We start from the raw sequence: 25,946 nt of genomic DNA on the forward strand, positions 1-25,946 counted from the left end.
ACCTCTATATCGAATAAACAAATGGCATTTCAACTGATACATGATCATGGGCACTGGCGCGTTGTTCTGGCCGGATTGACGCGATTGGGCGGCAATGCATTGCGTGAAGCTTACGAGCCAGTGCATCCCGTTTCTAGCAGTCGGGCAATAATAGACTCTTTTTCAGGAGAAATGTCCAGTGGGCAGGCGGGTCAGCGCAGGGGCCTGAAATCGAAGCCGGAATGGTACAGGCCCAGCCCTTCGGCGCGCACCACCGAGCCCGTGTTGGTGCCCACCCCCGCGATCACGGCCTCGTCGTCCGAAACCACGGTCAGGGCGAACACTGCCTGGGACACGGGCGAGCCTTCCGGTCCGGCCGTCACTCCGGCTTCGGCCACCAGGACGCCGCCGCGCACGGCGAGTTCTAGGGTCTTGTAGCGCACGCCCTCGCCGGGCGTGGCGGCGGCGTAGCGGCCCAAGCGGGCGAGCCAGGCCCGGGGGACGGGCGCGCGCTCGAGCTTCTCGAAGGGAGTGGGCATGGACTGGCCGCGAAGCACCAGGAAACTCCTGCCTGCCGCCGCGACCGGCTCCAGGAAGAGCCCCTTGCGCAGCGTGGGCACGAGCCCGAAGAACGCATCCGACTTGATGGCCAGGACACCGCCCTCGGACGGGACCAGCTCCACGGAAGTGCCGCCCGAGCGCGCCCTGAGCGTCCCGTCCTCGACCCTGACCGTGCCCGGCGCGGCCGCGAACGTGGCGTAGTCCCCGGCGAGGGCCTCCAGGCGCTCCCGGGGCAGCTTCACGGGTCTGGGCGCGATGGCCTTCGGCGGGGCGGGCATGCGCCGCCCCGTGGCCGCCTCCATGGCCAGCTCCAGCGTCTTCACGGTCAGCTGCGGGATGAAACGCGAGGCCTCGGTGGTGTTGGCGCACACGGCCACGGCCAGCCCGCTCTCGGGCTCCAGGGCCAGGAAGGCCTGGTGCGGCAGGGCCGCGCCGCCGTGCCAGACCAGCTCGCGCCCGTCGGAGAGCTCCATGCCCGAGAGCATCCAGCCAAGCCCCATCCTGAAGCCGAAATCGAGCGCCAGACCGGGGAACTGCTGCGTGGCCATCTGGCGCAGCGAGGCTTCGGAAACAACGCCCTTGCCGTTGCCCAGAACCGTGGCCGCGAAGGCCGCCAAGTCCTCCACGGTGGTGAAGAGCGAGCCCGCGGGCTGGTCGCGCAGGGTGGGGCGCGGAGCCTCGGCCCCGTTGGCGTAGCCCTTGGCGTAGCGCGGATAGAGCCCGGCGGTCATCACGAAGCTGGAACTGGCCATGCCCGCCGGCTCGAGGAGGCCCCGGCGCATGGCCTCGGCGAAATCCGCGCCCTCGACGTTCTCGATCATCCGGCCGAGCACGCTGAAGGCCACGTTGGAGTAGCGCCACTGGTTCACGGGCGGGCTGGCCAGGCTCTCGCGCGCGAGCGTGGGGATGTACTGGGCCAGGGTCTGGGGGTGCTCGGTCCACATGCCCGCGAGAACGTCCGTGGGCAGGCCCGAACGGTGGGACATGAGCATGCGCGGGGTGATCGAGGCGTCGCCGTAGCGGCTGCGCACCGAGAAATCGGGGACCAGGCGGCGCACGTCGGTGTCCAGGTCCACGCGCCCGGCCTCGGCCAACTGCATCACCCGCACGGACGTGACCACCTTGGAGATGGAGCCCGCGCGGTAGACCGTGTCCGGCCGGGCAGGGACGCGCCCGGCCTCGTCGGCCCAGCCGAAGCCCCGGGACCAGATCACGCCCGAGGCGTCCGTCACGGCCATGGAGAGCCCGCGCACGCCGTTCAGGGCCATCTGCCTGGCGACGAAGCCCTCGACCTCGCGGGCCAAGCGCTCTCGCCCGCTCGTCGCGGCCCAGGAAGGGAGACAGACCGGAACGGTCAAGAGAAAGGAACAAACGATCAGCCAGATACGCACGATGAAGAGCCTCCGGCGGCCAAAGGGCAGCCGCCCTTTGGAATCCCCTTCCGCTTCGCGCCGTCCACCGGCACTCCCGCCCCAGTCGATCGTATCCCTGTCTCACCGTCCGCGCGTTCATGCCCGGGTGTCGCCCGGGCGCGGGGGCCGAGGGCGACACCGGGCGACAGTCCGAAAACGATCCTACTCGCCCGACAAAAGTTCCGCCAGCCTCCCGGCGCACTCTTCAACGCACTCCTCGATCCCGCCGCAGTCCGTGCGCACCGAGAAATCGCACGCTTGCAGGTAAAGCGGCTCGCGCTCGGCGTACACGTCGGCCAGGCTGTGCCCGGCCGGGCGCACGAAGGCCCGGCCCTCGGCGTCGCGCACGCGGTCCAGGAACGTGTCCAACTCGATGCGCAGATGGATGACGGGGCCGAGGGAGCGCAGCCGGTCCATGGCCCTGGCGCTGTAGACCACGCTGCCGCCCGTGGAGACCACCGTGCGCTTGGTCCCCAGAAGCGAGACCACGGCCTCCTCGACTTCCAGGAAGCCCTTCAGGCCGCGCTCGTCCATGATGGATTGCAGCGGCTGGCCCATGGTGGCCTCGATCAGGCGGTCCGTGTCCAGGTGCGCCCAGTCGAGCCGCGCGGCCAGGGCCTTGCCCAGGGTGGACTTCCCGGCCCCGGCGATGCCTATCAGGCTGACGCACTGCTCGTCGGAAATGCGCCCCAGCGGGGAGAACGTGGCCACGCTACCCTCCCAGGTAGGCCTTCTTCACTTCGGGGTTGTCGCGCAACTCGGCGCAGGGGCCCTCGGCCACGATGCGCCCGGTGTCCAGCACGTAGCCCCTGTGGGCGAAGTCCAGGGCGAGCCTGGCGTTCTGCTCCACGAGCAGGATGGTCATGCCCTGCTGGTTGAGCTTTTTCAGCGTGCGGAACATGTCGTACATCAGAAGCGGCGCAAGGCCCATGCTGGGCTCGTCCAGGAGGATGAACTCCGCCCCGGACATGAGCGCGCGGCTGACGGCCAGCATCTGCTGCTCGCCGCCCGAGAGCGACTCGGCGCGCTGCTTGCGGCGCTCGCCCAGGCGCGGAAAGAGCTCGAACACGAAGTCCAGGTCCTTTTCCAGCCGGTCCTTGTCCTTGCGGGCGTAGGTGGCCAGGGTCAGGTTGTCCATCACCGAGAGGTTGCCGAAGATGTGACGGCCTTCCGGCACCAGGACCATGTGCAGCCCGGCCACCACCTGGTGCGGCGGCACGGGAAGCAGGCTCCTGCCGTCGAAGGTGATGTCGCCCTCCACCACCTTGGGGCCTTCCGGAGGCCCGAGCCGGGCGATGGAGAGCAGCGTGGTGGTCTTGCCCGCGCCGTTGGCCCCGATGAGGGTGACGATCTCGCCCTTGTTCACGGTGAAGGACACGCCGTGCAGGGCCTCGATGTTGCCGTATTTGACTCGAAGGTTGCTGACGGAAAGCATCAGATGGCCTCGTCTCCCAGATAGGCCTTGATGACCGTGGGATTGTTGCGGATTTCCTCGGGGGTCCCCTCGGCGATGGTGGCGCCGAAGTCGATCACCTTGATCCACTTGCACAGGCTCATGACCACGGTCATCTGGTGTTCGATCATCCAGATGGCCAGGTCGAACTCCTTGTGGATCCACTCGATGAGCTTGATGAGCTCCACCACGTCCGTGGAGGGCAGGCCAGCGGCCGGCTCGTCCAGGAGCAGCAGCTTGGGCTTGGTGGAGAGCGCCCGGGCGATCTCGATCTTGCGCTGCGTGCCGTAGGAGAGGTTGGGCGGGAATTCGTCGGCAAGGTCCTTCATGCCCATGAATTCGAGCAGTTCCATTGCCGTGCGCTCGATGTCCGCCTCGCGGTCCGCGTAGCGGCGCGTGCGCAAGAGCGAGTCCGTGAGCGAGTAGCCCAGGCGGTAGTGCTGGCTCACGCGGATGTTATCGAGCACGCTCATGTCGTTCCAGAGCCGGATGTTCTGGAAGGTGCGCGCCACGCCCAGGCTGGTGACCTGGTGGGGCTTCATGCCCCGGGTGTTCACGCCGTTTATGGTGATGGAGCCCGAGGACGGCTGGTAGAAGCCGCTAACCAGGTTGAACACGGTGGTCTTGCCCGCGCCGTTGGGGCCGATGAGCGCGTTCAGCTCCCGGCCTTCGAGCCGCACGTCGAAGTCGTTGACCGCGATGAGCCCGCCGAAACGCTGGGTGAGTTCTTTGATTTCGAGAAGCGCCATGTCTATTTGAACCTGTAGAAGCGCTTGAGTTTGGGGAAAACGTCCGAAAGCTCGCGGTTGCCCATGATGCCTTCGGGCCGGAACTGCATGAGCAGGATGAGCACCAGGGGGATGGCCACCCACTTGAGCTGCTCCAGGGGCTTCAGGAACTCCAGCATGATGGCGAAGGCGATGGCCGAGAGCACCGAGCCCGTGAGCGAGCCCATGCCCCCCAGATAGACCATCACCAGGCACTCGGTGGAGCGCAGGATGGTGAAGGACGCCGGGTTCACGAAGCTCACCAGGTAGGCGTAGAGCCCGCCCGCCAGCCCGGCCAGCCCCGAGGAGAGCATGAAGGCCACCAGCTTCATCTTGTTGGTGTTCACGCTCATGATCTCGGCGGCCACCTCGTCCTGGTGGATGGCCATCACACCCTTGCCGTAGGTGGAGTACACGAAGCGCCGCAGTATCCAGATGGTGAAGACCACGCCCAAAAAGATCCACACGAGCATCCAGGGCACGTCGGCCACGGCGTCCATGCCCTGCACGATCTTGCCCATGCCCATGAAGCCCCTGGGCCCGCCCACGGCCTCCACGTTCTCGATGGCGCTCTTGATGATGTAGCCGGCCGCCAGGGTGATGACCGCCAGGTAGTCGCCGCGCGTCTTGAAAGAAGGGATGGCCACCACCAGGCCCGCCAGGGCCGCCGCCACGAAGCCCGCCGCCAGCACCAGGGGGAAGGCCCAGGGGGCCAGTTCCATGGGCAGCCAGGGCTGTCCGAAGACCTTGTCCGGCACGAAGAGGAACACGCCCAGGATGGACGAGGCGTAGGCCCCCACGGCCATGAACCCCGCGTGGCCGCAGGAGAACTCGCCCATGTAGCCGTTGACCAGGTTCAGGCTGGCCGAAAGGATGATGTAGATGCCCATGGTGCACAGGAACGTCAGGCCGTACTGGCCGAGAATCCCGGCGTGGGCGGAGCCCATGATGACCGCAAGCAGCGCGCACAGCGCGGCGGGTACTGTGATTCGGGTGCCCATGGATTAGATCTTGGTGGTTTTGGGCTTGCCGAACAGCCCGGTTGGCTTCCAGGTCAGGATGCCCAGAAGGATGGTGAAGCTGATCAGGTCGCGCAGCTCCGAGCTGAACACCGCCGCCACCGTGACCTCCAAGAAGGCCAGCAGGAAGCCGCCCACGAAGGCGCCCCGGATGTCGCCGATACCGCCCACCACGGCGGCCACGAAGGCCTTCCAGCCAACGAGCGCGCCCATGAAGGGGTCCAGCACCGGGAAGTTCATGGCGTAGAACATGCCGGCCAGGCCCGCCATGGACGAGCCCAGGAAGAAGGTGAACACGATCACCGCGTCCAGGGGGATGCCCATGAGCGGCACGGCGAACTTGTCGTAGGACACGGCGCGCATGGCCATGCCCAGCTTGGTGCGGGTGACGATCCACTGGAGCAGGGCGAACACCAGGAAGCTCACGGCGATGGCCGAGAGCTTGGTGAGGGTGATCCTGGCCTCGCCGATCTCGAAGACCATGCGCGGCAGGATCGTGGGGAAGGAGAGCCTGCTGGTGCCGAGCAGCGAGAGGTTGCCGTACTCCAGGATGATGCCCATCATGAGCGCGGTGATGACCACGTAGAGGCGGTTGGCCCCCTTGAGCCTGAGCGGCTTGTAGGCCACGCGCTCGATGAACACGCCCACGCACGAGGTGAGCACCATGGTCAGGGGGATGGTGGCCGCGAAGACGACCATCTTTTCCGCGCCCGTGGCGATGGAGACGTCCTGCCCCCAGACGTAGATGGCCGCCGTGATGGCCACGAACAGCCCGGCCAGCACCGCCTTGTGGCCGTAGCCGGAGTTCGGCCCGGCCTGGGGTTTTCGCTTGATGAGAAACGACAGCCCCGCCGTGAGGATCAGCGCGAAGAAGCCCGCGAACACGAGCTTCACCGCGAAGGGCGAGGCGGGCGGGATCAGCGCGTGCTGGCCCATGATGAACGTTGCGGCGAAAAAGGCGATGTAGGCCCCCACCATGAAGATGTCGCCGTGGGCGAAGTTGATCAGCAGCAGCACTCCGTACACCAGGCAGTAGCCCAGGGCGATGAGGGAGTAGTAGCTCCCCAGCTGCAAGGCGTTGAGCGCCTGTTGGATGAAGGTGTCGAGCATGTCCCGTCCCGAGTCTGACTGATTGAGGACCAAAAGAGTCCGGAAACGCAAAAAGGGGGCGGGCAGGCCCGTTCAGGCCTCCCCGCCCCGGGGTGACGGTTACGGACAGACGGATTCGTGGAAGGTGAATTCGCCCTTTTCGTTGATCTTGACGATGACGGCGCACTTGACCGGGTCGCCGGTCTTGCCGTCGAAGCTCATCTTGCCGGTGATGCCGTCGAAGCCGCGCATGGAGGCCATGGCCTCGCGCAGGGCCACGCGGTCCTTGGCCAGGTCGCCGGAGATGGAGCCCATCTTCTGCACGGAGGCCAGCACGATGCCGGTGGCGTCCCAGGTCAGGGCGGCCACGTCGTCGGGGATCTGCTTGTACTTGGCGTTGAAGGCGTCGATGAACTCCTTGGTCGCGCCCTTGGCGCCGGCGGCGGCGTAGTGGGTCACGAAGTACTGGCCCTTGCAGTCGTCGCCGCACAGGGTCATGAGCTCGGCGGAGCCCCAGGAGTCGGAACCCAGGATGGGGCCCTTGTAGCCCAGTTCGCGGGCCTGCTTAACGATCAGCGGGACCTCGTTGTAGTACTGGGGGGTGAACAGGACGTCGGGCTTGGCCTTGATGATCTTGGTCAGCTGGGCCGAGAAGTCCACGTCCTTGGTGGTGAAGGTCTCGAAGGCGACCACGGAGCCGGGGCCGTGCAGCTTCTCGAAGTCCTTCTTGAAGAACTCGGCCAGGCCCTTGGGGTAGTCGGAGGCCACGTCGTAGAGCACGGCGGCGGTCTTGGCCTTCAGCTGCTCGGTGGCGAACTTGGCGGCCACGGGTCCTTGGAAATCGTCCAGGAAGCAGGCGCGGAACACGAAGGGGCGGCCCTGGGTGGTCTTGGGGTTGGTGGACCAGCCGGAGATCATCACGGTCTTGTTGTTGTTGGCGATCTCGCCGGCGGGGATGGCGCGGCCGGAGCCCTGGGGGCCGACCATGGCCAGCACCTTCTCGCCCTCGATCAGCTTCAGCGAGGCGTTCACGGCCGATTCGGGCTTGGACTCGTTGTCCACGTACACGAAGTCGAGCATGTACTTCTTGCCGCCCACCTCCAGGCCTCCCGCGCCGTTGATCTTCTCCTTGAGCATCTCGGCGGCGTTCTTGCTCATCTCGCCCACCTTCGGGATGTCGCCGGTGAGGGGGATGTTGAAGCCGATTTTGAGGGTGTCAGCGCCGAAGGCGGCCGCCGGGAAGGCGAATGCCGCGACAAGCAAGGCAACGAGGAGTTTTTTCATTGACCGCTCCTGGGTTAGGGTTGGCGTATCAGCCCGTGATGGTGGCCGCTCCCCAAAACGAACGCCCCGCAGTGCGTGGCGGGTTTTCAAATAGCGCAACCGTCAACGAAAAAAAAGTACAAAAATGCAAAAACTCCCTCGTTCCGCTGAGCGGACATTCAAAAGCGTCGTGTTTCTCTCCGCGAAACAAAGCGCTGTTCCCGTAGGAGAAACATATTGGAGAAATGTTGCACGAGTGTTCCGTTCACCGCACGTCGCAACCGGATTTTCTCCATAGAATGGCGCTGGTTACGGCAGATCGGAAAGAATGGGTTCCACTACCCTGGAACAGCGGGCATGGCAACCGCAACCGCGCATCCGGCGCGCCGTTGTCATCGGGGGGGCTTTCCGTTATCTTCCCCAGTCCGCCAAATCACCCAGGAGATTCTCCATGTCCACGGACGCCTTGGAGCTGGTCCTCGAGCACGCCCGGGAGGGCGCGGAACTGCGCGAGCGTTTCTTCCGCGAGAACGCCCGCACGGTCGCGGCCATCGGCAGGACCCTGGCCCTGTGCCTGGCCAAGGGTGGAAAGATACTCTTTTGCGGAAACGGCGGCTCCGCCGCCGACGCCCAGCATCTCGCGGCGGAGTTCGTCAACCGCTTCCAGCTGGAGCGGCCGCCCCTGCCCGCCGTGGCCTTGACCACGGACTCGTCCATTCTTACCGCTATCGGCAACGACTACGGCTTCGACCAGGTGTTCTCCAAGCAGGTGCAGGCCCTGGGCCGCCCCGGCGACGTACTGGTGGGCATCTCCACCTCGGGCAACAGCCCCAACGTGGTCGCGGCCATGAAGCTGGCCCGGGAAAAGGGCATGACCACCGTGGGCATGACCGGCAAGAACGGCGAGATCGTCCGCTTCAGCGACCAGGCCATCCTCGTGCCCCACACGGTGACCGCCCTCATCCAGGAGATCCACATCGCCTGCGGACACCTCATGTGCAAGCTCGCCGACCACTACCTCTTCGAGGCCGTGGTCGAGCTCAAACCCTACCTCGACGCGCCGGAAAACTCCGGCGAATGACAGGAGCGACGTCATGCCCATCTATGAATACCGCTGCGAGAAATGCGGCTGCGACTTCGAGGAGCTCGTCTTCGGGGACGCCGTGCCGCCTTGCCCCAAGTGCGCCTCCCCCGAGACGCACAAGCTCATGAGCGCCTGCCGCCACAGCGCCGGGCACAACCCCGGAGGCTACCAGGGTCACACCGTGCCCGCTCCCAGGGGCGGCGGGGGAGGCTGCGCCGGATGCTCGGGCGGGAGCTGCTCCACGTGCAAATGACCATCACCATCGCCACCAGGGGCAGCAAGCTGGCGCTTTGGCAGGCCAACCACATCAAGGCCCTGCTCGAAAACGAGCACCGGGGGCTTTCGGTCGAGCTCCTGGTGCTGAAGACCCAGGGCGACAAGATCCTCGACGTGCCCCTGGCCAAGGTCGGGGGCAAGGGCCTTTTCGTGAAGGAGATAGAGGAGGCCCTGGCCGACGGCCGCGCGGACCTGGCCATCCACTCCATGAAGGACGTGCCCGTGGAGCGCCGCGAGGGCCTGACCCTCGGGGCCGTGCCCGAGCGCGAGGACTTCGCGGACATGTTCCTTTCCGTGGAATTCGGCGCCCTGGCGGACCTGCCCCAGGGGGCGTCCGTGGGCACGTCCAGCCTGCGTCGCCAGTCGCAGCTCCTGGCCCTGCGCCCGGACCTGGACGTGCGCATGCTGCGCGGCAACTTGGACACGCGCGTGGGCAAGCTTCTGGACGGCCAGTACGACGCCATCGTGGTGGCCGCCGCCGGGCTGAACCGCCTGGGGCTCACCGCGCCCAAGGCCTCGCGCCTGGCCCCGCCGGACTTCCTGCCCGCCGTGGCCCAGGGCGCGCTGGGCATCGAATACCGCGTTTCGGATACGCGCATGAAGGACCTCACCGCCTTCCTGGACCACCCCGACACCCGCGACGCCGTGCGCGCGGAACGGGCCTTCCTGGCCAGGCTGGAGGGCGGCTGCCAGGTGCCCATCGCGGCGTACGGGCGCATCCAGGGCTCCGATGTGCTGCTTACCGGGCTGGTGGCCGACCCCGAGGGCAAGACCATGATCCGCCGGGAGCTCACGGCCCCTCGCGCCGAGGCCGAAAACCTCGGGCGGGCCGTGGCGGAAGAGGTGCTGGCCCGGGGCGGCGAAACGATCCTCAAGAGCGTGTATGCACGGTGAGACGACCGGAGCCCGGCCTGGGCCGGGCTCCAGGCTTTGGGACGCGGCCTGGCTCCTGGTCATGGCCGCCACCTTCTGGGCCGTGGCCTCCATGGCCTTTTCCAGCGCCTACGACGTCCATCCGGACGAGAGCGATCACGTGGGCGCGGGCCGCTACTACATGCAGTACTGGGACCCGCCCAAGGTCGGCGACGAGCGCGCGCGGGGGGCCTACAGCAACTACGGCATCTCCTACCTCGACCAGTTGGACGTGGTCTATTTCTTCGCGGGCAAGTTCGCCCGCCTGATCGCGCCCCTGGCGGGTCAGGACTACATGGGGCTGCGCTTTTTCAACGTGGGCCTCTTCCTCTGGCTCATGTTTTTGTGCTTCAGGCTCAAGGGGGCCCGGCGCATGGCCTTCGCGCCGCTCTTCCTCACGCCGCAGGCCTGGTACGTCTTCAGCTACTTCAACGGCGACGCCCTGCCCCTGGCCCTGTGCTTCATGGCCGTGTACCTTTTCGCGCGCATGCCCCTGCCCTCCGGCGAAAGCACGGGTCGGCTCGCGCTCAAGCTGGGGCTCGTCATCGGGCTCCTGGCCATCTCCAAACAGAACTACTACGTCTTCGTGGCCTACTTCGCCTCGGCCGTGGCCCTTGCCGCGTGGGCGCGGGGCGGAGCGCCGCTGCTCACGCTCCGGGGCGCGGCGGCGGCCGTGGCCGTGGCCGCCATGGTGTTCGGCCTGCGCGTGGGCCTGGACGCCTGGGCCAGGCACGGCCAGGACCCGGGCGTGGCCACGCGGGTGGCCGAGCAGATGGCCGCGCCGGAGCTCAAGCCTTCGGTTCAGGAGACGAGCGAGGGGTTCTGGGGGGCGCGCATGCGCTCCAAGGGAGTCACGTTCACGCAGATGTTCACGGGCGAGTGGAAGTGGCACGTGTTCACCTTCCGCAGCGCCTTCGGCAAGTACGGCGAGATGAACATCGAGGCCCCGCTGCTCTTCTATCGCTGGCTCGGCAGGGCCGCGCTGGCCTTCATGGTGCTCGCGGCCGCCGGCCTGGCCCTGCGGGGCCCGGCGGACAGGGCGGCGCTTTGCCTGTGGTTGGTCTTTTCCCTGCTGACCGTGGGGCAGTCCTTCTGGCACTCCTGGAACAACGACTTCCAGCCCCAGGGGCGCTACCTCTTCCCGATCCTGGCCATGACCGGCTGCCTGCTGGCGCACAGGGCGGACAGGCTCGGGCGCTTCACCGCGCCAACCTGGGCCGTGGGCCTGGTTGTCTGGGGGATGTCGATGTGGTCCTTCGTGGCGGTGGGGCTTGCGCGCATACCGCGCTGAGGGAACGCGTCAGATGATTTCGTTGACCACGTGGCCGACGATGTTCTCCATGATCACGTGGATGACCTGGTCGGCCGGAGGGGTGGGGATGATCACGTGGCCCGGGGGATGGGCCGCGAACTCGCCCGCCGGGTGCGCGACGACCGCATCCGGCGAGTGAACCAGCCCGTCATAGGCGGCTACGTGGACGAGTCCGTCGTACATGGCCTTCCCCCTGCCTTCCAGGCGGGCGGCCGAAGGCGGCCGCCCTTTGAGGAAAGAATAGTGCCTGCCCGGATTTTTGTCACTCCCTGATTCCAGGGTGACCTAGCCCTTGCTCACCCCGGCCTGGGAGAACGTGGCCATTTCGTTCAGGATCGCCGCCCCCGAGCGCAGGAGCACAAGCGCCAGGGCCGCCCCGGTGCCTTCGCCCAGGCGCATGCCCAGGTCCAGGAGCGGCCTGGCGTCGAGCGCGCGCATTACGGCCTGGTGGCCGGGCTCGGCCGAGGCGTGGCTGAAGAAGCAGTACCCGGCGGCGTCCGGAGCCAGGCGCAGCGCGGCCACGCACGCGGCCGTGGAGATGAACCCGTCCACCAGCACGGCCATCTCGCAGGCCGCCCCGCCAAGGATCACCCCGGCCAGGCAGGCGATCTCGAACCCGCCCAGCGCGGCCAGGATGGACAGCGCGTCCCCCGAGGTCACGGCCTCGCGGTTGGCCTCCAAAGACTTGGCCACCACCCTGGCCTTGCGCGAGACCCCGTCCGCGTCCAGGCCGGTGCCCGGTCCGGTGACGCCCTCGGGCGAAAGCCCCAGGAACGAGCAGAAGAGCGCCGTGGACGGCGTGGTGTTGCCGATGCCCATGTCGCCGGTGCCCACGGTGCGGCAGCCCTCGGCAGCGGCCCGGCGCGCCAGGTTCGCCCCGGTGAGCAGGGCCTGAAGGCACTGCTCGCGGGTCATGGCCGGGCCAACGGCCATGTTGGCCGTGCCCGGGGCCACCTTGGCCTGCACGAGCCCCGGGTGCTCGGGGAAAGGCCCGCCCGCGCTGCCCGCGTCCACCACCACCAGCCTGGCCCCGGCCTGGCGGGCCAGCACGTTGATGGCCGCGCCCCCGCCCATGAAGTTGAGCACCATCTGGCGCGTGACCTCCTGGGGGAAGAGGCTCACGTTCTCCTCCACCACGCCGTGGTCGCCCGCGCAGGTGAAGATCACGGCCGGGTCGGGCTGGGGGGCCTCTCCGCCCTGGATGAGGCTCAGGCGCAGGGCGAGCTCTTCCAGGCGGCCCAGGCTGCCCCGGGGCTTGGTCAGGTCGTCCAGGCGGGCCTGGACTTTCGGTGCCAGGGAGGCGTCCACCGGGGAGATGGAGGCGAGCAGGGAGTCGAGGGAATCGAAGGAAGAAGGCATGGGGTGTCCTTGTGCGCGCTCCCGGCGTCCTCCCGCCCCGCCATCAGGACCGCGCGGGGAACCGAAACGTTACTCGGCGCAAAGCCGCCTGCGGGTTTCGGCCCCCTGCGCGGTCCTGGCCGGACGGGGAGGGAGGGCGCCGGGGCGCTCGGAGCGGTCGCTCCTTGGGCTTGGGAAATCCTGGGCGTTCCCGTTGGGCAAATAAAAAATCCCCTGGCCCCCGGGGAGGGGGTCAAGGGATCGCCGTTACCATGGGTTCAATCCGCGAAACGGTTCCGGCCGTCCGTCTTCAGGCTCGCGGGTCATCCTCCGCCCGTCCTTCCCGTCCCCAGGGACAGTGGCTTCACGGGCATCGTCTCCGCTTACTGCGGCGGGACCGCCACGGACTTTCACCGTAGTTCCGTAACGGCCGGAAATGGCAGGGCAGGGCTTAGCCCGCCTTGCGCCTCCGGGTCAAGGGGAGCACGCCTTTGGGTTGTTCTGGCCCGTGGAGTCCATGACCTGCTGCCAGTAGCTGGTGTTCAGGTCGAGCTTCTTGCGTCCGGCCGTCACCAGGGGCAGGGGCACGTGCACCGGGACCTCGTGCAGGGTGCTGACCATGATCCCGGTCTTGCCCGCCATGCCCGCGTGCACGGCCATGGCCCCGAGCATGTTGCACTGGGCCAGGTCCGCGGCGCCGGCCGGGACGGAGCGGATGATGTAGCTTGGGTCGATGTACTTGAGCGTGATGGGCAGCCTGCCCTTGAAGTGGGCCTTGATGCGCGCCTGCAGAAGCCCGCAGATGTCGCCCAGCATCCTGTTGCCTGAGGCGTCCGTGAGCACGGATTCGGGCAGGAGCTCCTGCCCCGCGCCCTCGGCCGCCACGATCACTGCGTGGCCGCGCCTGAGGAGCCTGGCCTCCAGGGTCTCGAGAAGCCCGCCCGGGCCGTCCAGGGCGAAGGGCTGCTCGGGCACGAGCACGAAGTTGACCTCCTTGATGGAGAGCGAGGCGGCCGCCGCGATGAAGCCCGACTCGCGGCCCATGAGCTTGACGAGTCCGATGCCGTAGGGCGCGCCCATGGCCTCCACGTGGGCGCAGCGGATGGCCTCCACGGCCTTTTCCACGGCCGTGTCGAAGCCGAAGGTGCGCGAGACGAAGTGGATGTCGTTGTCGATGGTCTTGGGGATGCACACGATGCCCAGGCGCAGCCTGCGGCGCTCCGTGACCTCGTGGATGGCCCGGGCCGCGCGCATGGTGCCCACCCCGCCCAGCACGAAGAGCACGCCCACATTGAGCCGCTCCAGGGCGTCCACCACCTCCTCGGGGTCCTGCGGCCCGCGCGAGGAGCCGAGCACCGTGCCGCCGAAGCCGTGGATGTCCGAGACGCACTCGGGCGTCAGGCGCGTGACCCGGGGGGCGTTTTTCGGCGCGAACCCGGACAGCCCGTAGCGCACCCCGAGCACCGCCGAGACCCGGTAGCCGTGGTGGGCCTCCATGACGATGGAGCGGATCACGCCGTTGATGCCCGGGCAGAGCCCGCCGCAGGTGACCACGGCGCATTTTGTCTTGGGCGGGTCGAAATAGATGCTGCGGCGCGGCCCGGCGCGCTCCATGCGCGCGGGGGGGAGGGCGTCCGGGCCCTCGGGCGCCAGGATGTCCACCAAAACCCCTTGCTCATCGTCCACGAACAGGGAATTCTGGCGCGGGTTCGGTATCTTGGCCGGGCCGAGCGACGGCACGGCGGTCTGGTCCGGTGTCAGGCGCGGCCAGGGGCGGCCTGAGCGCTCGCTCTCGTGCATGCGAAACCTCGCGGCTGAGGGATGGCTGTCGGAGCCCACACTAGCAAGGCGGTCGGGAGACATGCAACCAGGACATTCACGCACTTTCTTCTTCGTCCCCCCGGTGCGCAAGCCCACCGGCGGCGTGGCCGTGCTCTGGCGCATGGCCGCCATGCTGCGCGAGGCCGGGCGCGAGGCCTTCCTCGCCCTGCGCGAGCCGCCCGCGTGGCGGCCACCCGGCCCGGACGTCCCGGCCGTGGACCTAGCGCGCGCCGAACTCCGCGCGTCCGACGTCTGGGTCGTGCCCGAGGGCTGGGTGAACGCCCTGGCCCCGGGGCTCTCCGCCGGGGCGCGCTGCCTGCTCTACGTGCAGAACTGGGCCTACCTCTTCAACGGCCTGCCACAAGGCGTGGACTGGCGCTCGCTGCCGGTGTCCTTCGCGGCGGTGTCGCGCCCGGTATCCTGGTTCATCGGGCAGTGCCTGGGGGCCGAGGCCCCGGTGCTCCGGCCGGGCATCGACCTCGGCGTGTTCAAGGCCCCGCAGCGCAAGCCCGGGGAACTGACCGTGGCCTACATGCCGCGCAAGAACAAGGCCCTGGCGGACCAGGTCCGCTCCATCGTGGCGGCCAGGGGCAACTTCGACGTGCGCTGGGTTGAGATAGCGGGCATGGGCCAGGCCCAGGTGGCCGAAGCCCTGGGCCTGTGCCACTGCTTCCTGGCCACGGGCTTCCCCGAGGGCTGCCCCCTGCCGCCGCTGGAGGCCATGGCCTGCGGGGCGATACCGGCCGGGTTCGCTGGCTTCGGCGGCTGGGACTACATGCGCCAGGCCGCCCCGGGGCGCTACCTGCCGGAGTGCCCCATGGACGAGGTCCCCTGGGGGGGCAACGGGTTTTACGCGCCGGACAACGACGCCCTGGGCGCCGCCCTGGCCCTGGAGGCCGCGCTCGCGCTGTGGCGCGCAAACGGCCCGGAACTCGAGGGCGTCCGCGCCGCCTGTGCCCGCACGGCCCGTGCCTACGGCCTGGAGGAGCAGCGAAAGGCAGTGCTCGATTTCTGGGAGCGTCTGGGTTAGAAAAAACTTCGTGTCGCTTACGGTCTGGGTTCTCCAGGCGAAGGGGGCTCGGGCCGTCAGTTTTTCGCCAGGCTGGTCGTGTTGTTCTCGAACACGCGCAGTTCGTTGACAAGGCGCAGGCCGAGCTTGCGCACCTTGGCGTTGCCGCTGGACGCCGCAAGGCCTTCCACGGCCTTGAGGTCGAGCTCCAGGTGCCTGGTGACGAAGGCGCGCGACTCGGCGAGCTTGCGGGCGAGCAGGGCCTGGGCCTCGGGCTGGCGCAGGGTGTCCGCCACGTCGGTCAACTGGGCCATGACGTGGGCCCGGATGGAATAGGCGAGCGCCGTGGCCGTGAAGAGGTTGCAGAGGTTCTTTTCCGCCACGGAGTCCACCTGGGCGGAGAGGGACGATGCCTGGGTGGCCATCTCCTCGAAGTGGCGTTGGGACGCCTGGAAGTGCCGGGACTGGCAGCGGGCGGTCTCCGCGAGACCGAGGCCGAGGATGAGACAGGCCGCCAGGGCGGCAACGCCGTAGGATTTCATGGTGCCTCCGTGGAGCCTCCTAGCAGGTTGCCCGGCGGGGTCAACCACCGAGGGTTACAGTTTTTTCCGCCGGAGGGCAGTTTTCGTACACGTGGGGGATGGAGATCGTGTTTGATTTTCGGCCTGATTTTCTATAATGGACCGCTTCCGGACGTTGCCTGCGGCCGGAACCTCCCGCTCAAGGGGCAACATGGCCCGCTCTTTGCTTTGTGCAGCCTCCGTGCTTGCGTCTTGGCGCTTGCTCCAAGCACGATGCCGCATTCGATCCTAAGGAGTTCGTCCGCATGAACCGTCGCCAATTCCTCGCCGCCGCCGCAGCCCTGGGCGCTGCCTGCGCGTTGCCCGTCCCGGCCATGGCCGCGCCCTCGCCTGGCCTGCCCAAGGGCATGGTGACCCTCACCTTCGACGACGGCATCGTGAGCAACCACACCTACGCGCTGCCCATCCTGCGCGCGCGCGGCCAGGTGGCCACGGCGGGCATCGTGGTCACACGGATGCTCTCGGGCAACAACGACTACATGAACGTCGAGCAGGTGCGCGACCTGGAGCAAAACGGCTGGGAGATCGCCTCGCACAGCCTGACGCACCCCAGGCCCGTGCAGATCCCCAAGACCTACGCCCAGGAGCCGGTGAACGGCTGGTTCGCGGACGAACGCCAGCCCGGCCACTTCCAGACCCAGTACGAGTACGAGCGCATCGCCGGGCTCTACCAGGACGGCAAGCCCATGCGGGAGGCCGAGTCCTTGAACGAACTTTTGGGCTCCCCCGGCAGCTACTGGCTGGACAGGGCCATCGCCGAGCTGCACCTGAACCCGTTGCGGGTGTCCGACCCCTCCGCGCTGGACATCAGGGCCGGCTCCTACCAGCGGGAGATGGAGCAGTCCCGGGACATGCTCCTGGCCCTGGGCTTCAAGGTGGACACCTACATCGCGCCCCACAACTACTGGACCGACGACGTGGAAGCCCTGTGCAGGCCCTATTACGCGCAGGCTTGCGCGGGCCGCGACTCCGACAACCGCCCGGCCTCTTTCGACCGTTTCGCCATTAAGCGCTTCATGGCTCACGCCAGGGATTCGGCCCAGTCCTACATCCGCATCATCAAGGACCACAGCCTCGAACACGGCGGCTGGACGGTCTTCTGCTTCCACGGGGTGGAAAGCATGATCGGCTGGGAGCCCGTTTCCGCCGCGACCCTGGACACGATTTCCGCGTGGCTGGCCTCGGAGGGCGTCCCCGTGGTCACGTTGCGCGAGGGCACGAGGATCATGCTCGAACAGAAGAAGAACCTGCCCGTTCCGCAGACCAAATCCATAGTGAAGAAGGGTTCGTAAACATGCGCAGACTCAAGATCGTCGTCGGCGGCTACGCCGTCAGCTTCCCCCTGGGCGGTCAGGTGTGGATGTTCATGCACTACATGCAGGGGCTGATGCGCCTTGGCCACGAGGTGATCTTCGTGGAGGACACGGCCGAGTGGGCCCTGCCCTTCGACCCCTACAGGGGCTTCGCCTGCGCCGACTCCACCCAGGGCCGCAAGATCGTGACCGAGGCCTTCGACCGCATCGGGCTCACGGGCCGCTGGGCGTACAACTCCATCTTCGAGAACAAGCTCTACGGCATGGAGCGCGAGGACCTGGAGCGCTTCTGCTCCGAGGCGGACCTCTTCCTGAACGTCTCGGGCGTGATCCCCCTGCGCGAGCACTACCTCAAGGCCAAGGTGCGCGCGATCATCGACACGGACCCGGTGTTCACCCAGTCCAAGATCGCCGAGGACGAGTGGACTCGCAGCTACTTCAAGCAGCACGACGTGTTCTTCACCTGGGGCCACAACATCCCGGCCGGGGTCACGGGCATCGACCTGTGCGGCATCGACTACCACACCACGCGCGTGCCCATCGTCCTGGACATGTGGCCCGCGCTGGCGGGAAGCGGCTCGGGCTTCACCACCATCGGCAACTGGGACGCCAAGGGCCGCGACATCGTGGTGGAGGGCAAGAAACTCTCCTGGCGCAAGTGCGAGAAGTACGAGCAGATCATCGACCTGCCATCCAAGCTGCCCGGGGTGAGCCTGGATTTGACCATGAGCGGGCTGAACAAGGACGCCGAGCGCTTCGCGGCCCACGGCTGGAACGTGAAGAACGCCATGGAGCTCACCCGGGACATCTGGGCCTACCACGACTACATCCAGAACTCGACGGCCGAGTTCACCGTGGCCAAGGAACAGAACATAAAGCTCAAGTCCGGCTGGTTCTCGGACCGCTCCGCCAGCTACCTGGCCTCGGGCAGGCCGGTGATCGTGGAGGACACGGGCTTCGGCACGTACCTGCCCGTGGGCGAAGGGCTGATCACCTTCGACGGCGTGGAGAACGCCAAGGCCGCCATCGAGACCGTGCTGGCCGACTACCCGAAGCACCGCGCGGCGGCCAGGCGCATCGCCGAGGACCATTTCGACTCGGACAAGGTCCTGGGCGGAATCCTCAAGGCCTGCGGCTTCTAGCCTGCCGCGATCTCACGACCAGGAAGGCCGCCCTCCACAGGCGGCCTTTTTTTTCTTTTGCCCGAGGCCTTCACATCGGGCCCGGGGTGCTTATCATTCAAAGTAAGAGGCAACGGTGTTCAACCTCAGCGGAGGGAAGAGCGAAATAAACCGCAGCCATCATAACCAGCGCAGAGAGGCGCATCATCAAAAGATTTGCGTAAGCGCAAGTTAAGAGCCACACCTGAAGGTAGGGGAGGCTGCCGGCAATCCGGCTATCGCGCCAGCAAATCTTTTCTTTTGTCCCTTCCCGCAATTTTGCAGTCAACAAGCCTCCTTCGGGAGGCTTTTTTCATTCCCGCCGGGAATTCCACTTCCGCGCAAAATCGCCCGTATCCCTTCGACACCCCGCATGGGATTCCAAAGGGCGAGAGCCCTTTGGCCGCCGGAGGCTGGAATGCGCCTGCCCCGGCGCACCCGTCCGGGTTTTCTCGCGTTCTGCCGCCCTTATCCCCCGTCGCCGGCGCGGCAGGCCTCCACCCACTCGATCTCCCGCACGATGCAGTCCACCACGGACCCGGAGCGCAGCTCTTCGGGCAGAACGCCGAACGTGTAGGTCTCCACTTCCAGCGGCGTGTCCTCGGGCAGCAGGGGCAGAAACGCGCTCAGAAAGTCCTGCGTGGTTTCGCATTCGGGAAGCGTCCTGAGAAACACCGGCAGGTGGAAGTGCACGCGCCAGCTTCGCGCGCGCCCGGCCACGCCCCGGGCGTCTTCCGGGGCTTTGGCCTCGCCGCTCTCGCCGCTCCCGGCGCACGCGGCGCGCGCCGCGCGGATGGCCTCGCCCAGGTCGTCGAAGCGGGTAAGCTCCCCGCCGTCGGCCCGGGCCACGCTCTGGTGCAGGTAGACCGGCTCGTCGAAGCGCGAGAGTTTCCCGAGCTCCCCGCAGGGCAGGTGCAGCGCCGAGGAGACCTGGACGTGCCCGATGGCGATGCCGCTTCGCTCGAGCAGCCCGAGCGACCAGGCCGGGTCCTCGTACTGGAGGGCCTGGTGGCAGCAGTCGTAGCAGGCCGCGAAGTGGGGCGCGAGGGCGTCCGGCAGGTCCAGGCGCTCGTGGAGCGTCACGAGTTCGGGCGTGGTCTCCACCAGGCAGGCGGGCTCCGGCTCCACGGAGAGGCGGATGAAGCGCCCGGTGCGCCCGGCCAGCTCCGCGAGTCCGCGCAGGGCCTCGCGCATGTTCTCGAGCGCCGGGCCCAAATGCTCCTCGGGAAACCCGCGCCTGAACCCCAGGGGCACCGTGGAGATGGAGCCTTCCATGCCGTCCGGCAGCCAGGCGGCCAGCAGGCCCGCCAGGCGCAAGGTGTAGGCCGCGCGCTCTGGGTCGCGCCAGTCGGGCAGGTACACGTCCTGTTTCACGGGGCGGCCGTGGAACTCGCCGTAGGGAAATCCGTTCACGGTGGCCACGTACAGGCCGTTCTCGTCCAGCCAGCGCCTGAAGGCCAGGGCCTCGGCTTCGTCCACCTGGCGGCTGGCCAGGTTCGAGACGCGAAGGCCCACGGGGAAGGGGGCGTCCGGGCTTAGCCTGGCCTTCACGGCCAGGGTGTGGCGCTCGACGTTGGCGCGCGTCTCGGCCCAGGATTCGCCGGGGTGGATGTTGGTGCAGTAGGTGACGGGATGGCGGCTCACGCGAAGCGCTCCCTGAGCATGTGCGCGGCGCGGCGCATGAGGGAGAAATCCACCTGCCCGATCTCCACGCGCGAGCCCAGGCCCGTGAGCATGCTGAGGAAGAGCCTGCCGCCTAGGTGCTCCCGGAAGGCCTCGATGGCGGCGGGCATGTCCAGGGCTTCGAGGGCCGGGTGCCAGGGGGTGAAGCCCAGGTCCGGCAGGATGGCCAGCACCTTCTCCAGGGCGTCGCCGGGCAGCAGGCCCGCGAGGTTCGAGTAGGCGCTGTCCAGGGCCACGCCCATGGCCACGGCCTCGCCGTGCCCCAGGGCGTGGGCGGTCCCGGCCGTGGCCTCCTCCAAGGCGTGGGCGCTCCAGTGGCCGAAGTCCAGGGGCCGGGCCGAGCCGAACTCGAAGGGGTCGCCGCCGGTGGCGATGTGCTCCAGGTGCAATTCCGCGCAGCGCTCGATGGAGTGTTCGTAGGCCTTAGGCTCGAAGCGGGCCAGTTTCGCGCGGTCGGCGAAGAGGCGCTCGAAGAAGGCGTTGTCGCGGATCAGGGCGATCTTCACGGCCTCGGCCAACCCGGCGCGCTTTTCGCGCCCGGGCAGGGCGTCCAGCAGGGCGAAGTCGTTCAGCACCGCGAAGGGGGGGGCGAACGTGCCCAGGAAGTTCTTGCGGCCGAAGAAGTTCACGGCGTTCTTCACCCCCACGCCCGCGTCGTTCTGGGCCAGGGCCGTGGAGGGCATGCGGATCAGGCGCACGCCCCGGTGGGCCGTGGCCGCCGCGAACCCGGCGGCGTCCAGCACCGCGCCCCCGCCCAGGACCAGCAGGAACGACTGGCGGCAGAGCCTGGCCTCGAAGATGTGGTCCAGCACGGCCCGGAACACGCCCAGGTCGGCCTTGGCGCGCTCTCCGCCGGGCACGGTGAGCGCGGGCGCGGCCAGCACCGCGCCCGGCAGGGCCGCGAGGCGTTCGTCCACGCGCCCGGCGAGCCCGGGCAGGGCCTCGGCCGCGCCGGAGTCCACCACGGCGGCCACGCGGTGCGGCCCGGGCCCGGCCCGCTCCAGGAGCCCGGCCAGGGCGGGGTTGTCCCGGTCCAGGGCGCCTCGGGTGAAGATGACGGGGAAGTCGAAACTGACGGCGATGGTCTGGCGGATGGTTCTGGTCATGCGACAATGTTTGTAGGCGGCGCGCGCCGGGCAGTCAATCGCGCGGGGCGCCACGGGGTGGAGCTTGGCTCCCGGCTCGGGGAGCTTCGCGCGCCGGTCGCGGGCGCGCGCAAAAAGCGTACTCGGCGGGAGGGGAAAGCGGCAAAAACCGTACTTTGGCCATGCACTTGGCGAGGCGATGCCCGTAAAACGGCCATTTCCGGGGTGCCGGCACTTGGCATGCTTGATGCTTTACAGTGTTCATCGTGAACGCGTGACCCGCAGTGGGCCATGAAAAACGATGCAACAATAGAATCCAGGAGAGTTTTTCAATGAATCGCATCATTGCTACCGGTGTTGTTGGCGTGCTCTTGTTGTCTGCTCCCATCGCCTTCGCGTCCGACAAGGCCGTGAAGAACGATGCGGAACCCGTGGTGGAAAAGACCGCTCCCGCGACTTCCCAGAAGAAGGCGCTGGACGCCAAGCCCGCTGCCGCCGCCGAGCTCAAGCACAACAAGGACGCCAAGGCTCCGGCCGCGCTGGAGAAGAAGGAAGCCTCCGCGGCCAAGCCCGCCGAAGCGGCCAAGGTTCCGGCCGTGACGGAGAAGAAGGACGCCGACGCGGCCAAGGCCCCGGCCACCCTGGAGAAAAAGGACGCGGCCACGGCCAAGCCCGCGCCCGTCAAGAATTCCGACACCGTAAAGGCCACCGACGCCGTCACCGCCGGAAAGGACGCCAAGGAAGCCAAGGCCACCGCGTCCACGGGCAAGCCGGCCACGGCCAAGACCGAGTAGCGGGGCAATTTCCTCCCCCGTCGGTGCGGGGGAGCGATGATAAACGGCGCGCGCGGGATGCCCGCGCGCGCCGCCCGGGCGAACCTGGAAAACGGCGTCCCGGGCCGGTTCCCGGGTTTACGTGGCATTGAGGGGGCTTAGGGCCGCGAGGCGGCGGGCGGGGCGCGGCGGGCTAAACACTTTTACCGCCCGGACCGATAAGGCCAGTGGGTCCGGGAGAGGGTCGTTTTCCTGAAGGCCCGGCATGCGGAATGCATGTCTTTTTCCGGAAGTCCGGCTTTGCCGGCTGGAGGCGGTCATGATGACGCGATTTCTCAGAAACTACCTGCAGCACATGCTCAACCCGGCCCACGTCTATTGCCGCCTCCGCGACATCGGCCTGGGCAAGGCCGGAGCCAAGCGGATGACCACCTTCTACGCCAGGATCTACAGCCTCACCTGGCTCGGTTGACCCTCCCCACGCGCACCCCTCCCCGCCTTTCGGGGCGGGCGCCGCGCCACCCCGTTCTTGTTCCTGGAAATTGTTGGTTAAATTGACAGCTGCGGCTCCCGGGCGTATGCGGAAGGTGAGCAAACCCGCGCTGCGCCTGCCCGGAGCAGGCGGCCCGGTGCGCCGCGCTTCCGGGGCTGGCCCGCCCGGGGACGGAGAAACGCATGAAACGCATGGTCCTGGCTGGCTTGCTGCTCGCCCTCGCCGCCCTGGGCGCGCTGGCCTACCTGCGCCTCGAAAACCGCCGCGACCCCGTCGTGCTGGGGTACGTCTCCTGCCTTACCGGCAAGTTTTCCGCGCTTTCAGGGTCCGGGCGCGACGGGGCGGTGCTCGCGGTGGAGCACGTCAACGCACGCGGCGGCGTGGCCGGAAGGCGGCTTGAACTGGTGGTCGTGGACGACGGGTTCAACCCGGAGACGGCCGGCGAGGCCGTGAAGAGCCTGCACGCCATGGGAGCAAGCGCCGTGATCGGCCCCTTTGCCAGCGCCATGGCCCAGCCCATGCTGGACGCGGCCACGCGGGCCGGGGCGCTCCTGGTCAGCCCCACGGTCGCCACCGACGACCTCACCGGAAAAGATGACCTGTTCATCCGCCTGATCCCCACCACCGCCTCCGTCTCCTTCGCGCTCGGAAAGCACATGGCCCAGGCGCGCGGCCTGGGGGCGGCCGTGGCCCTGGCGGACCGAGCCAACGCTTCCTATACGAATTCCGCCGTGGCGAACATCCGCGAAGGGTTCCTCGCTTCGGGAGGGACGCGCTTCGAGGTGGTGGAATACGATTCGCGCACGCAGCCGGCCTTCCAGAAACTGGCGGCGGACGTGCTGGCAAGGCAACCGGACGGAGTGGCGCTCGTAGCGAGCCCCCTGGACTGCGCCCTGGCCGCGCAGCGGCTGCGCATGCTGGACCCGCGCGTGCCCCTGTTCAGCTCCACGTGGGGTGTGGCCCGGGAACTCATCCAGAACGGCGGCGGGGCAGTGGAAGGGCTCGAGTCCGTGGTGCCCTTCGACCCGGACAGCGTGGACCCGGCGTACCTGGCCTTCGCCGCCGAGTTCGCCGGGCGCTTCGGCAGGGAGCCGGACTATGCCAGCGTCTACAATTACGAGGCCGTGCTCCTGCTGGCGGACGCGCTGGCCATGAGTCCCGACGCGCGCGGATGGGAACTGGCCCGGATCATCCTGGGGTTCGGCCAGCGCCCCGGTCTCCAGGGCGGCTATGTGCTGGACGGCACGGGCGACGTTACCCGTCCGATGCACCTGATCGGCATCCAGGACGGGCGCCTGAAGACCAAGAGGTGAGCACGCCATGAGCCGCAGATACACGAGCCTCAGGGTAAGGCTCTTCGCGGGCCTGGTCCTCCTGGCGTTCATCGGCGTGGGGCTCCAGTTCACGGTCTTTTCCCGCGTGGCGGAGCGCATGCGCGAGGACGTGGCCAAGCGCAACCTGGCCCTGGCCCACGCCCTGGCCGGGGAGGTGGGCAACGCCGTGGCCCAGCCCGCCCACACCATGCGCGAACTCCTCATCCTGCTCGAAAAGGGCCTCGCGGGCGAGCGCCTGGCCTCCACCATCCAGGACATCATGCACTTCACCAAAGTGTTGAACGTGGTGCAGGTGCTGGACAGGCAGGGCAGGGTGCGGGCGGTGGCCCCCCACAACCCCGACGAGGTCGGCCTCGATTATTCCTCCCAGCCCTATTTCCAACTGGCCATCGAGGCCACCGGGCCAGTCTTTTCGGATTCCTTCATCTCGGCCCAGACTTCCGAGGCCGCCGTGACCATTGCCCAGGCCTACGGGGACGGGGTGGTGGTGATGCAACTCAGCCTCGAGGAGCTCTCCAGGATGGCCGGGGTCCTGCCTCCCCGGGGCGGCGGATTCATCGCGGTGATCGACGCGCGCGGCGTGGTCATCGGGCACACCGACCCAGAGGCCGCGCTGCGCCGCGAGAGCCTGCTCCCGATCGCAGGGGAGAACCAGGGCGAGCGGGCGGGCCAGGCCGTGTCCGGCGGCGTCCCGGGGATACTCAGCGTCTCGCCCGTGCAGGGCGTGGGCTGGCGGGTGGTGGTCTTCGAGCCCGCCTCGCACGCCTACGCCTCGGTCACGGACCTCTATTCCTACACCCTGGGCGGGGTGGCCGTGGTGGGCATCTGCTCCGTGCTGGCCATGCTGCTTTTCCAGTCCCGCCTGCTGAGGCCCCTGGCCGAGTTGACGGCCCAGGCCGGTTCCCTGGCCGGGGGGCGCTACGACGTGGCCATCAACCCGGCCTTCAAGGAGTTCGAGCCGCTGGTGGAGAGCTTCTCCTCCATGGCGCGCAACCTCAAGGCCAGGGAGCAGGCCCTGGTGCTCAGCCAGCAGCGCTTGGCCTCGGTGGTGGACGCCATGCCGTCGTTTTTGGCCTCGCTGGACGCCGAGGGGCGCATCGAGAACTGGAACGACGAGGCCCGCAAGCTCACGGGCGTGGACCCCGCCCAGGCCCTGGGCAGGCCTTTGGGCGAGGCCGTGCCCCTTCTTGCGCCCATCCTGCCCGCCATCGAGCAGACCTCGCTGTCGGGGCTGCCGGTGAAGTGGGAAAAGCTGACCCTGGATTTCGGGGTGGGACGCCGCATCGTGGACGTGCTGGTCTACCCCCTGCGCGCCGGGGAGAGCCACGGCGTGGTGCTGCGCATCGACGACATCACCGAGCGCACGCGCATGGAAGAGGTGATGGTGCACACCGAGAAGATGATGACCGTGGGCGGGTTGGCCGCCGGCATGGCCCACGAGATCAACAACCCCCTGGGCGGCATCCTCATGTCCGCCCAGAACCTGACCCGCCGCCTGGACCCGGAGCTTCCGGCCAACCGCGACGCCGCGCGCGAGGCAGGGGTGGACCTCGGTGCGGTGCGCGCCTACCTGGAGGGCAGGGACATCTTCAAGCTGGTGGAGAACATCCGCGAGTTGGGGGCGCGCGCGGGCAGGATCGTCTCCAACATGCTGGGCTTCTCGCGCCGCTCCACCTCCGGCTACCTCCCGATGAATCCGGTGGACATCATCGAGAGTTCCCTGGAACTGGCCGCCAACGACTACGAGCTGAAAAAACGCCTCGATTTCAAGAGCATCCAGGTGCACCGCGACTACGCCCCGGACCTGCCCCAGGCCCCGGTGAACCGCAGCCAGATAGAGCAGGTGCTCCTGAACATCTTCAAGAACGCGGCCCAGGCCATGACCGAGACCGCCCCCACGAGGCCCCCGGAACTCTGGATCGAGGCGCGGCCCGTGGGCGACGAGGTGGAGATATCCATCCGCGACAGCGGCCCCGGCGTCCCGGCCGGAATAGGCGAGCGCGTGTTCGAGCCCTTCTTCACCACCAAGGAGGTGGGCCAGGGCACGGGGCTCGGGCTCTCGGTCTCCTACTACATCATCGTGACCATGCACAAAGGCTCCATCCGCCTGGATTCCCGCCCGGGCGAGGGCGCGCGCTTCGCCATCCGCCTGCCCGTGAGCAGGTGCGCCTCGGGCGCGGGCTGAAAAAAATCTCCCATATCGGGCGCATACCGGTTAAAAGGGTCCAT

At 67.9% G+C, this 25,946-nt stretch carries 24 protein-coding genes and 1 riboswitch; of the genes, 11 read left to right on the plus strand and 13 right to left on the minus strand.

The genetic code is table 11. The annotated features are described in order from the left end of the window. Positions 1–191 precede the first annotated feature (191 nt). From ACZ5V4_RS14780 to ACZ5V4_RS14810, 7 genes are all read right to left on the minus strand, one after another. Positions 192–1,844 (minus strand): serine hydrolase domain-containing protein, encoded by a 1,653-nt coding sequence (locus tag ACZ5V4_RS14780; RefSeq protein WP_464315633.1) that lies wholly within the window; start codon positions 1,842–1,844, stop codon positions 192–194. A gap of 270 nt (positions 1,845–2,114) precedes the next feature. Next, positions 2,115–2,663 carry a homoserine kinase gene (gene thrB, locus ACZ5V4_RS14785; protein ID WP_464315634.1) on the minus strand — a complete coding sequence of 183 codons (549 nt, stop codon included), beginning with the start codon at positions 2,661–2,663 and terminating at the stop codon, positions 2,115–2,117. Position 2,664: 1 nt separating this feature from the next. Then, positions 2,665–3,390, minus strand: a complete 726-nt coding sequence (locus ACZ5V4_RS14790) for an ABC transporter ATP-binding protein (RefSeq protein ID WP_464317838.1) — start codon at positions 3,388–3,390, stop codon at positions 2,665–2,667. Then, positions 3,387–4,154 carry an ABC transporter ATP-binding protein gene (locus ACZ5V4_RS14795; RefSeq protein ID WP_464315635.1) on the minus strand — a complete coding sequence of 256 codons (768 nt, stop codon included), beginning with the start codon at positions 4,152–4,154 and terminating at the stop codon, positions 3,387–3,389. The genes ACZ5V4_RS14790 and ACZ5V4_RS14795 overlap by 4 nt, the downstream gene beginning before the upstream one ends. Before the next feature lie 2 nt (positions 4,155–4,156). Further along, positions 4,157–5,173: a branched-chain amino acid ABC transporter permease gene (locus ACZ5V4_RS14800; RefSeq protein WP_464315636.1), complete on the minus strand. Its 1,017-nt coding sequence runs from the start codon at positions 5,171–5,173 to the stop codon at positions 4,157–4,159. Positions 5,174–5,176: 3 nt separating this feature from the next. Further along, positions 5,177–6,301 carry a branched-chain amino acid ABC transporter permease gene (locus ACZ5V4_RS14805; RefSeq protein WP_464315637.1) on the minus strand — a complete coding sequence of 375 codons (1,125 nt, stop codon included), beginning with the start codon at positions 6,299–6,301 and terminating at the stop codon, positions 5,177–5,179. A gap of 99 nt (positions 6,302–6,400) precedes the next feature. Further along, complete coding sequence (locus ACZ5V4_RS14810; RefSeq protein WP_464315638.1) at positions 6,401–7,564, minus strand: ABC transporter substrate-binding protein; 1,164 nt, start codon at positions 7,562–7,564, stop codon at positions 6,401–6,403. 430 nt (positions 7,565–7,994) lie between these two features. On the opposite strand from ACZ5V4_RS14810, the gene ACZ5V4_RS14815 reads away from it, so the two are divergent. Genes ACZ5V4_RS14815 through ACZ5V4_RS14830 form a run of 4 tightly spaced genes read left to right on the plus strand, consistent with a single transcriptional unit; the run spans position 7,995 to position 11,106 of the window. After that, a complete protein-coding gene (locus ACZ5V4_RS14815) occupies positions 7,995–8,624 on the plus strand; it encodes a D-sedoheptulose 7-phosphate isomerase (RefSeq protein ID WP_464315639.1) in 630 nt (209 codons plus the stop codon). Between the two features lie 13 nt (positions 8,625–8,637). Next, the gene (locus ACZ5V4_RS14820; protein ID WP_464315640.1) at positions 8,638–8,880 is read left to right on the plus strand and encodes an FmdB family zinc ribbon protein; all 243 of its coding nucleotides are present in this window, start codon (positions 8,638–8,640) and stop codon (positions 8,878–8,880) included. After that, positions 8,871–9,797 carry a hydroxymethylbilane synthase gene (gene hemC / locus ACZ5V4_RS14825; RefSeq protein WP_464315641.1) on the plus strand — a complete coding sequence of 309 codons (927 nt, stop codon included), beginning with the start codon at positions 8,871–8,873 and terminating at the stop codon, positions 9,795–9,797. The genes ACZ5V4_RS14820 and hemC overlap by 10 nt, the downstream gene beginning before the upstream one ends. Next, positions 9,787–11,106: a hypothetical protein gene (locus tag ACZ5V4_RS14830; RefSeq protein WP_464315642.1), complete on the plus strand. Its 1,320-nt coding sequence runs from the start codon at positions 9,787–9,789 to the stop codon at positions 11,104–11,106. The genes hemC and ACZ5V4_RS14830 overlap by 11 nt, the downstream gene beginning before the upstream one ends. A 9-nt stretch (positions 11,107–11,115) precedes the next feature. Here ACZ5V4_RS14830 and ACZ5V4_RS14835 read toward each other — a convergent pair whose 3' ends face one another. The 3 genes from ACZ5V4_RS14835 to ACZ5V4_RS14845 form a co-directional block, all read right to left on the minus strand. Next, positions 11,116–11,310, minus strand: a complete 195-nt coding sequence (locus tag ACZ5V4_RS14835) for a hypothetical protein (RefSeq protein ID WP_464315643.1) — start codon at positions 11,308–11,310, stop codon at positions 11,116–11,118. A 102-nt stretch (positions 11,311–11,412) separates the two neighbouring features. Continuing rightward, complete coding sequence (gene cobT, locus ACZ5V4_RS14840; protein ID WP_464315644.1) at positions 11,413–12,486, minus strand: nicotinate-nucleotide--dimethylbenzimidazole phosphoribosyltransferase; 1,074 nt, start codon at positions 12,484–12,486, stop codon at positions 11,413–11,415. A 263-nt stretch (positions 12,487–12,749) separates the two neighbouring features. Then, positions 12,750–12,912, minus strand: a riboswitch (cobalamin riboswitch). A gap of 27 nt (positions 12,913–12,939) precedes the next feature. Then, positions 12,940–14,265 (minus strand): ATP-dependent 6-phosphofructokinase, encoded by a 1,326-nt coding sequence (locus ACZ5V4_RS14845; RefSeq protein WP_464315645.1) that lies wholly within the window; start codon positions 14,263–14,265, stop codon positions 12,940–12,942. Positions 14,266–14,326: 61 nt separating this feature from the next. Here ACZ5V4_RS14845 and ACZ5V4_RS14850 point away from each other — a divergent pair, with 61 nt between their 5' ends. Next, positions 14,327–15,316 (plus strand): glycosyltransferase family protein, encoded by a 990-nt coding sequence (locus tag ACZ5V4_RS14850; RefSeq protein ID WP_464315646.1) that lies wholly within the window; start codon positions 14,327–14,329, stop codon positions 15,314–15,316. Between the two features lie 56 nt (positions 15,317–15,372). Here the strand turns inward: ACZ5V4_RS14850 and ACZ5V4_RS14855 are convergent, their stop codons facing one another. Next, positions 15,373–15,837 carry a hypothetical protein gene (locus tag ACZ5V4_RS14855; RefSeq protein ID WP_464315647.1) on the minus strand — a complete coding sequence of 155 codons (465 nt, stop codon included), beginning with the start codon at positions 15,835–15,837 and terminating at the stop codon, positions 15,373–15,375. 284 nt (positions 15,838–16,121) lie between these two features. On the opposite strand from ACZ5V4_RS14855, the gene ACZ5V4_RS14860 reads away from it, so the two are divergent. Both ACZ5V4_RS14860 and ACZ5V4_RS14865 read left to right on the plus strand, forming a co-directional pair. Then, on the plus strand, positions 16,122–17,168 hold the full coding sequence (locus tag ACZ5V4_RS14860) for a polysaccharide deacetylase family protein (RefSeq protein WP_464315648.1): 1,047 nt from the start codon (positions 16,122–16,124) through the stop codon (positions 17,166–17,168). Positions 17,169–17,170: 2 nt separating this feature from the next. Beyond that, positions 17,171–18,331 carry a glycosyltransferase gene (locus ACZ5V4_RS14865; protein WP_464315649.1) on the plus strand — a complete coding sequence of 387 codons (1,161 nt, stop codon included), beginning with the start codon at positions 17,171–17,173 and terminating at the stop codon, positions 18,329–18,331. A 486-nt stretch (positions 18,332–18,817) separates the two neighbouring features. Here the strand turns inward: ACZ5V4_RS14865 and eboE are convergent, their stop codons facing one another. Together eboE and ACZ5V4_RS14875 are read right to left on the minus strand one after the other, a co-directional pair. After that, positions 18,818–19,993 (minus strand): metabolite traffic protein EboE, encoded by a 1,176-nt coding sequence (gene eboE / locus ACZ5V4_RS14870; RefSeq protein WP_464315650.1) that lies wholly within the window; start codon positions 19,991–19,993, stop codon positions 18,818–18,820. Next, positions 19,990–21,138 (minus strand): 3-dehydroquinate synthase, encoded by a 1,149-nt coding sequence (locus tag ACZ5V4_RS14875; RefSeq protein WP_464315651.1) that lies wholly within the window; start codon positions 21,136–21,138, stop codon positions 19,990–19,992. The genes eboE and ACZ5V4_RS14875 overlap by 4 nt, the downstream gene beginning before the upstream one ends. A gap of 311 nt (positions 21,139–21,449) precedes the next feature. On the opposite strand from ACZ5V4_RS14875, the gene ACZ5V4_RS14880 reads away from it, so the two are divergent. The 4 genes from ACZ5V4_RS14880 (at position 21,450) to ACZ5V4_RS14895 (ending at position 25,902) form a co-directional block, all read left to right on the plus strand. After that, complete coding sequence (locus ACZ5V4_RS14880) at positions 21,450–21,911, plus strand: hypothetical protein (protein WP_464315652.1); 462 nt, start codon at positions 21,450–21,452, stop codon at positions 21,909–21,911. Between the two features lie 298 nt (positions 21,912–22,209). Continuing rightward, a complete protein-coding gene (locus ACZ5V4_RS14885; protein ID WP_464315653.1) occupies positions 22,210–22,362 on the plus strand; it encodes a hypothetical protein in 153 nt (50 codons plus the stop codon). Positions 22,363–22,565: 203 nt separating this feature from the next. After that, positions 22,566–23,696: an ABC transporter substrate-binding protein gene (locus tag ACZ5V4_RS14890; RefSeq protein ID WP_464315654.1), complete on the plus strand. Its 1,131-nt coding sequence runs from the start codon at positions 22,566–22,568 to the stop codon at positions 23,694–23,696. Positions 23,697–23,703: 7 nt separating this feature from the next. Further along, on the plus strand, positions 23,704–25,902 hold the full coding sequence (locus ACZ5V4_RS14895; RefSeq protein ID WP_464315655.1) for an ATP-binding protein: 2,199 nt from the start codon (positions 23,704–23,706) through the stop codon (positions 25,900–25,902). The last annotated feature ends 44 nt before the right edge of the window (positions 25,903–25,946 follow it).

Source organism: Fundidesulfovibrio sp. YSD1 (assembly GCF_055397115.1).

What these genes read in the sequence shown, in the direction of transcription:
- ACZ5V4_RS14795 (WP_464315635.1), bottom strand. Translation starts at nt 4,154, where the DNA reads ATGGCGCTTCTCGAAATCAAAGAACTCACCCAGCGTTTCGGCGGGCTC.
- ACZ5V4_RS14800 (WP_464315636.1), bottom strand. Translation starts at nt 5,173, where the DNA reads ATGGGCACCCGAATCACAGTACCCGCCGCGCTGTGCGCGCTGCTTGCG.
- ACZ5V4_RS14805 (WP_464315637.1), bottom strand. Translation starts at nt 6,301, where the DNA reads ATGCTCGACACCTTCATCCAACAGGCGCTCAACGCCTTGCAGCTGGGG.
- ACZ5V4_RS14810 (WP_464315638.1), bottom strand. Translation starts at nt 7,564, where the DNA reads ATGAAAAAACTCCTCGTTGCCTTGCTTGTCGCGGCATTCGCCTTCCCG.
- ACZ5V4_RS14815 (WP_464315639.1), top strand. Translation starts at nt 7,995, where the DNA reads ATGTCCACGGACGCCTTGGAGCTGGTCCTCGAGCACGCCCGGGAGGGC.
- ACZ5V4_RS14820 (WP_464315640.1), top strand. Translation starts at nt 8,638, where the DNA reads ATGCCCATCTATGAATACCGCTGCGAGAAATGCGGCTGCGACTTCGAG.
- ACZ5V4_RS14830 (WP_464315642.1), top strand. Translation starts at nt 9,787, where the DNA reads ATGCACGGTGAGACGACCGGAGCCCGGCCTGGGCCGGGCTCCAGGCTT.
- ACZ5V4_RS14835 (WP_464315643.1), bottom strand. Translation starts at nt 11,310, where the DNA reads ATGTACGACGGACTCGTCCACGTAGCCGCCTATGACGGGCTGGTTCAC.
- cobT (WP_464315644.1), bottom strand. Translation starts at nt 12,486, where the DNA reads ATGCCTTCTTCCTTCGATTCCCTCGACTCCCTGCTCGCCTCCATCTCC.
- ACZ5V4_RS14845 (WP_464315645.1), bottom strand. Translation starts at nt 14,265, where the DNA reads ATGCACGAGAGCGAGCGCTCAGGCCGCCCCTGGCCGCGCCTGACACCG.
- ACZ5V4_RS14850 (WP_464315646.1), top strand. Translation starts at nt 14,327, where the DNA reads ATGCAACCAGGACATTCACGCACTTTCTTCTTCGTCCCCCCGGTGCGC.
- ACZ5V4_RS14855 (WP_464315647.1), bottom strand. Translation starts at nt 15,837, where the DNA reads ATGAAATCCTACGGCGTTGCCGCCCTGGCGGCCTGTCTCATCCTCGGC.
- ACZ5V4_RS14860 (WP_464315648.1), top strand. Translation starts at nt 16,122, where the DNA reads ATGAACCGTCGCCAATTCCTCGCCGCCGCCGCAGCCCTGGGCGCTGCC.
- ACZ5V4_RS14865 (WP_464315649.1), top strand. Translation starts at nt 17,171, where the DNA reads ATGCGCAGACTCAAGATCGTCGTCGGCGGCTACGCCGTCAGCTTCCCC.
- ACZ5V4_RS14875 (WP_464315651.1), bottom strand. Translation starts at nt 21,138, where the DNA reads ATGACCAGAACCATCCGCCAGACCATCGCCGTCAGTTTCGACTTCCCC.
- ACZ5V4_RS14880 (WP_464315652.1), top strand. Translation starts at nt 21,450, where the DNA reads ATGAATCGCATCATTGCTACCGGTGTTGTTGGCGTGCTCTTGTTGTCT.
- ACZ5V4_RS14885 (WP_464315653.1), top strand. Translation starts at nt 22,210, where the DNA reads ATGATGACGCGATTTCTCAGAAACTACCTGCAGCACATGCTCAACCCG.
- ACZ5V4_RS14890 (WP_464315654.1), top strand. Translation starts at nt 22,566, where the DNA reads ATGAAACGCATGGTCCTGGCTGGCTTGCTGCTCGCCCTCGCCGCCCTG.
- ACZ5V4_RS14895 (WP_464315655.1), top strand. Translation starts at nt 23,704, where the DNA reads ATGAGCCGCAGATACACGAGCCTCAGGGTAAGGCTCTTCGCGGGCCTG.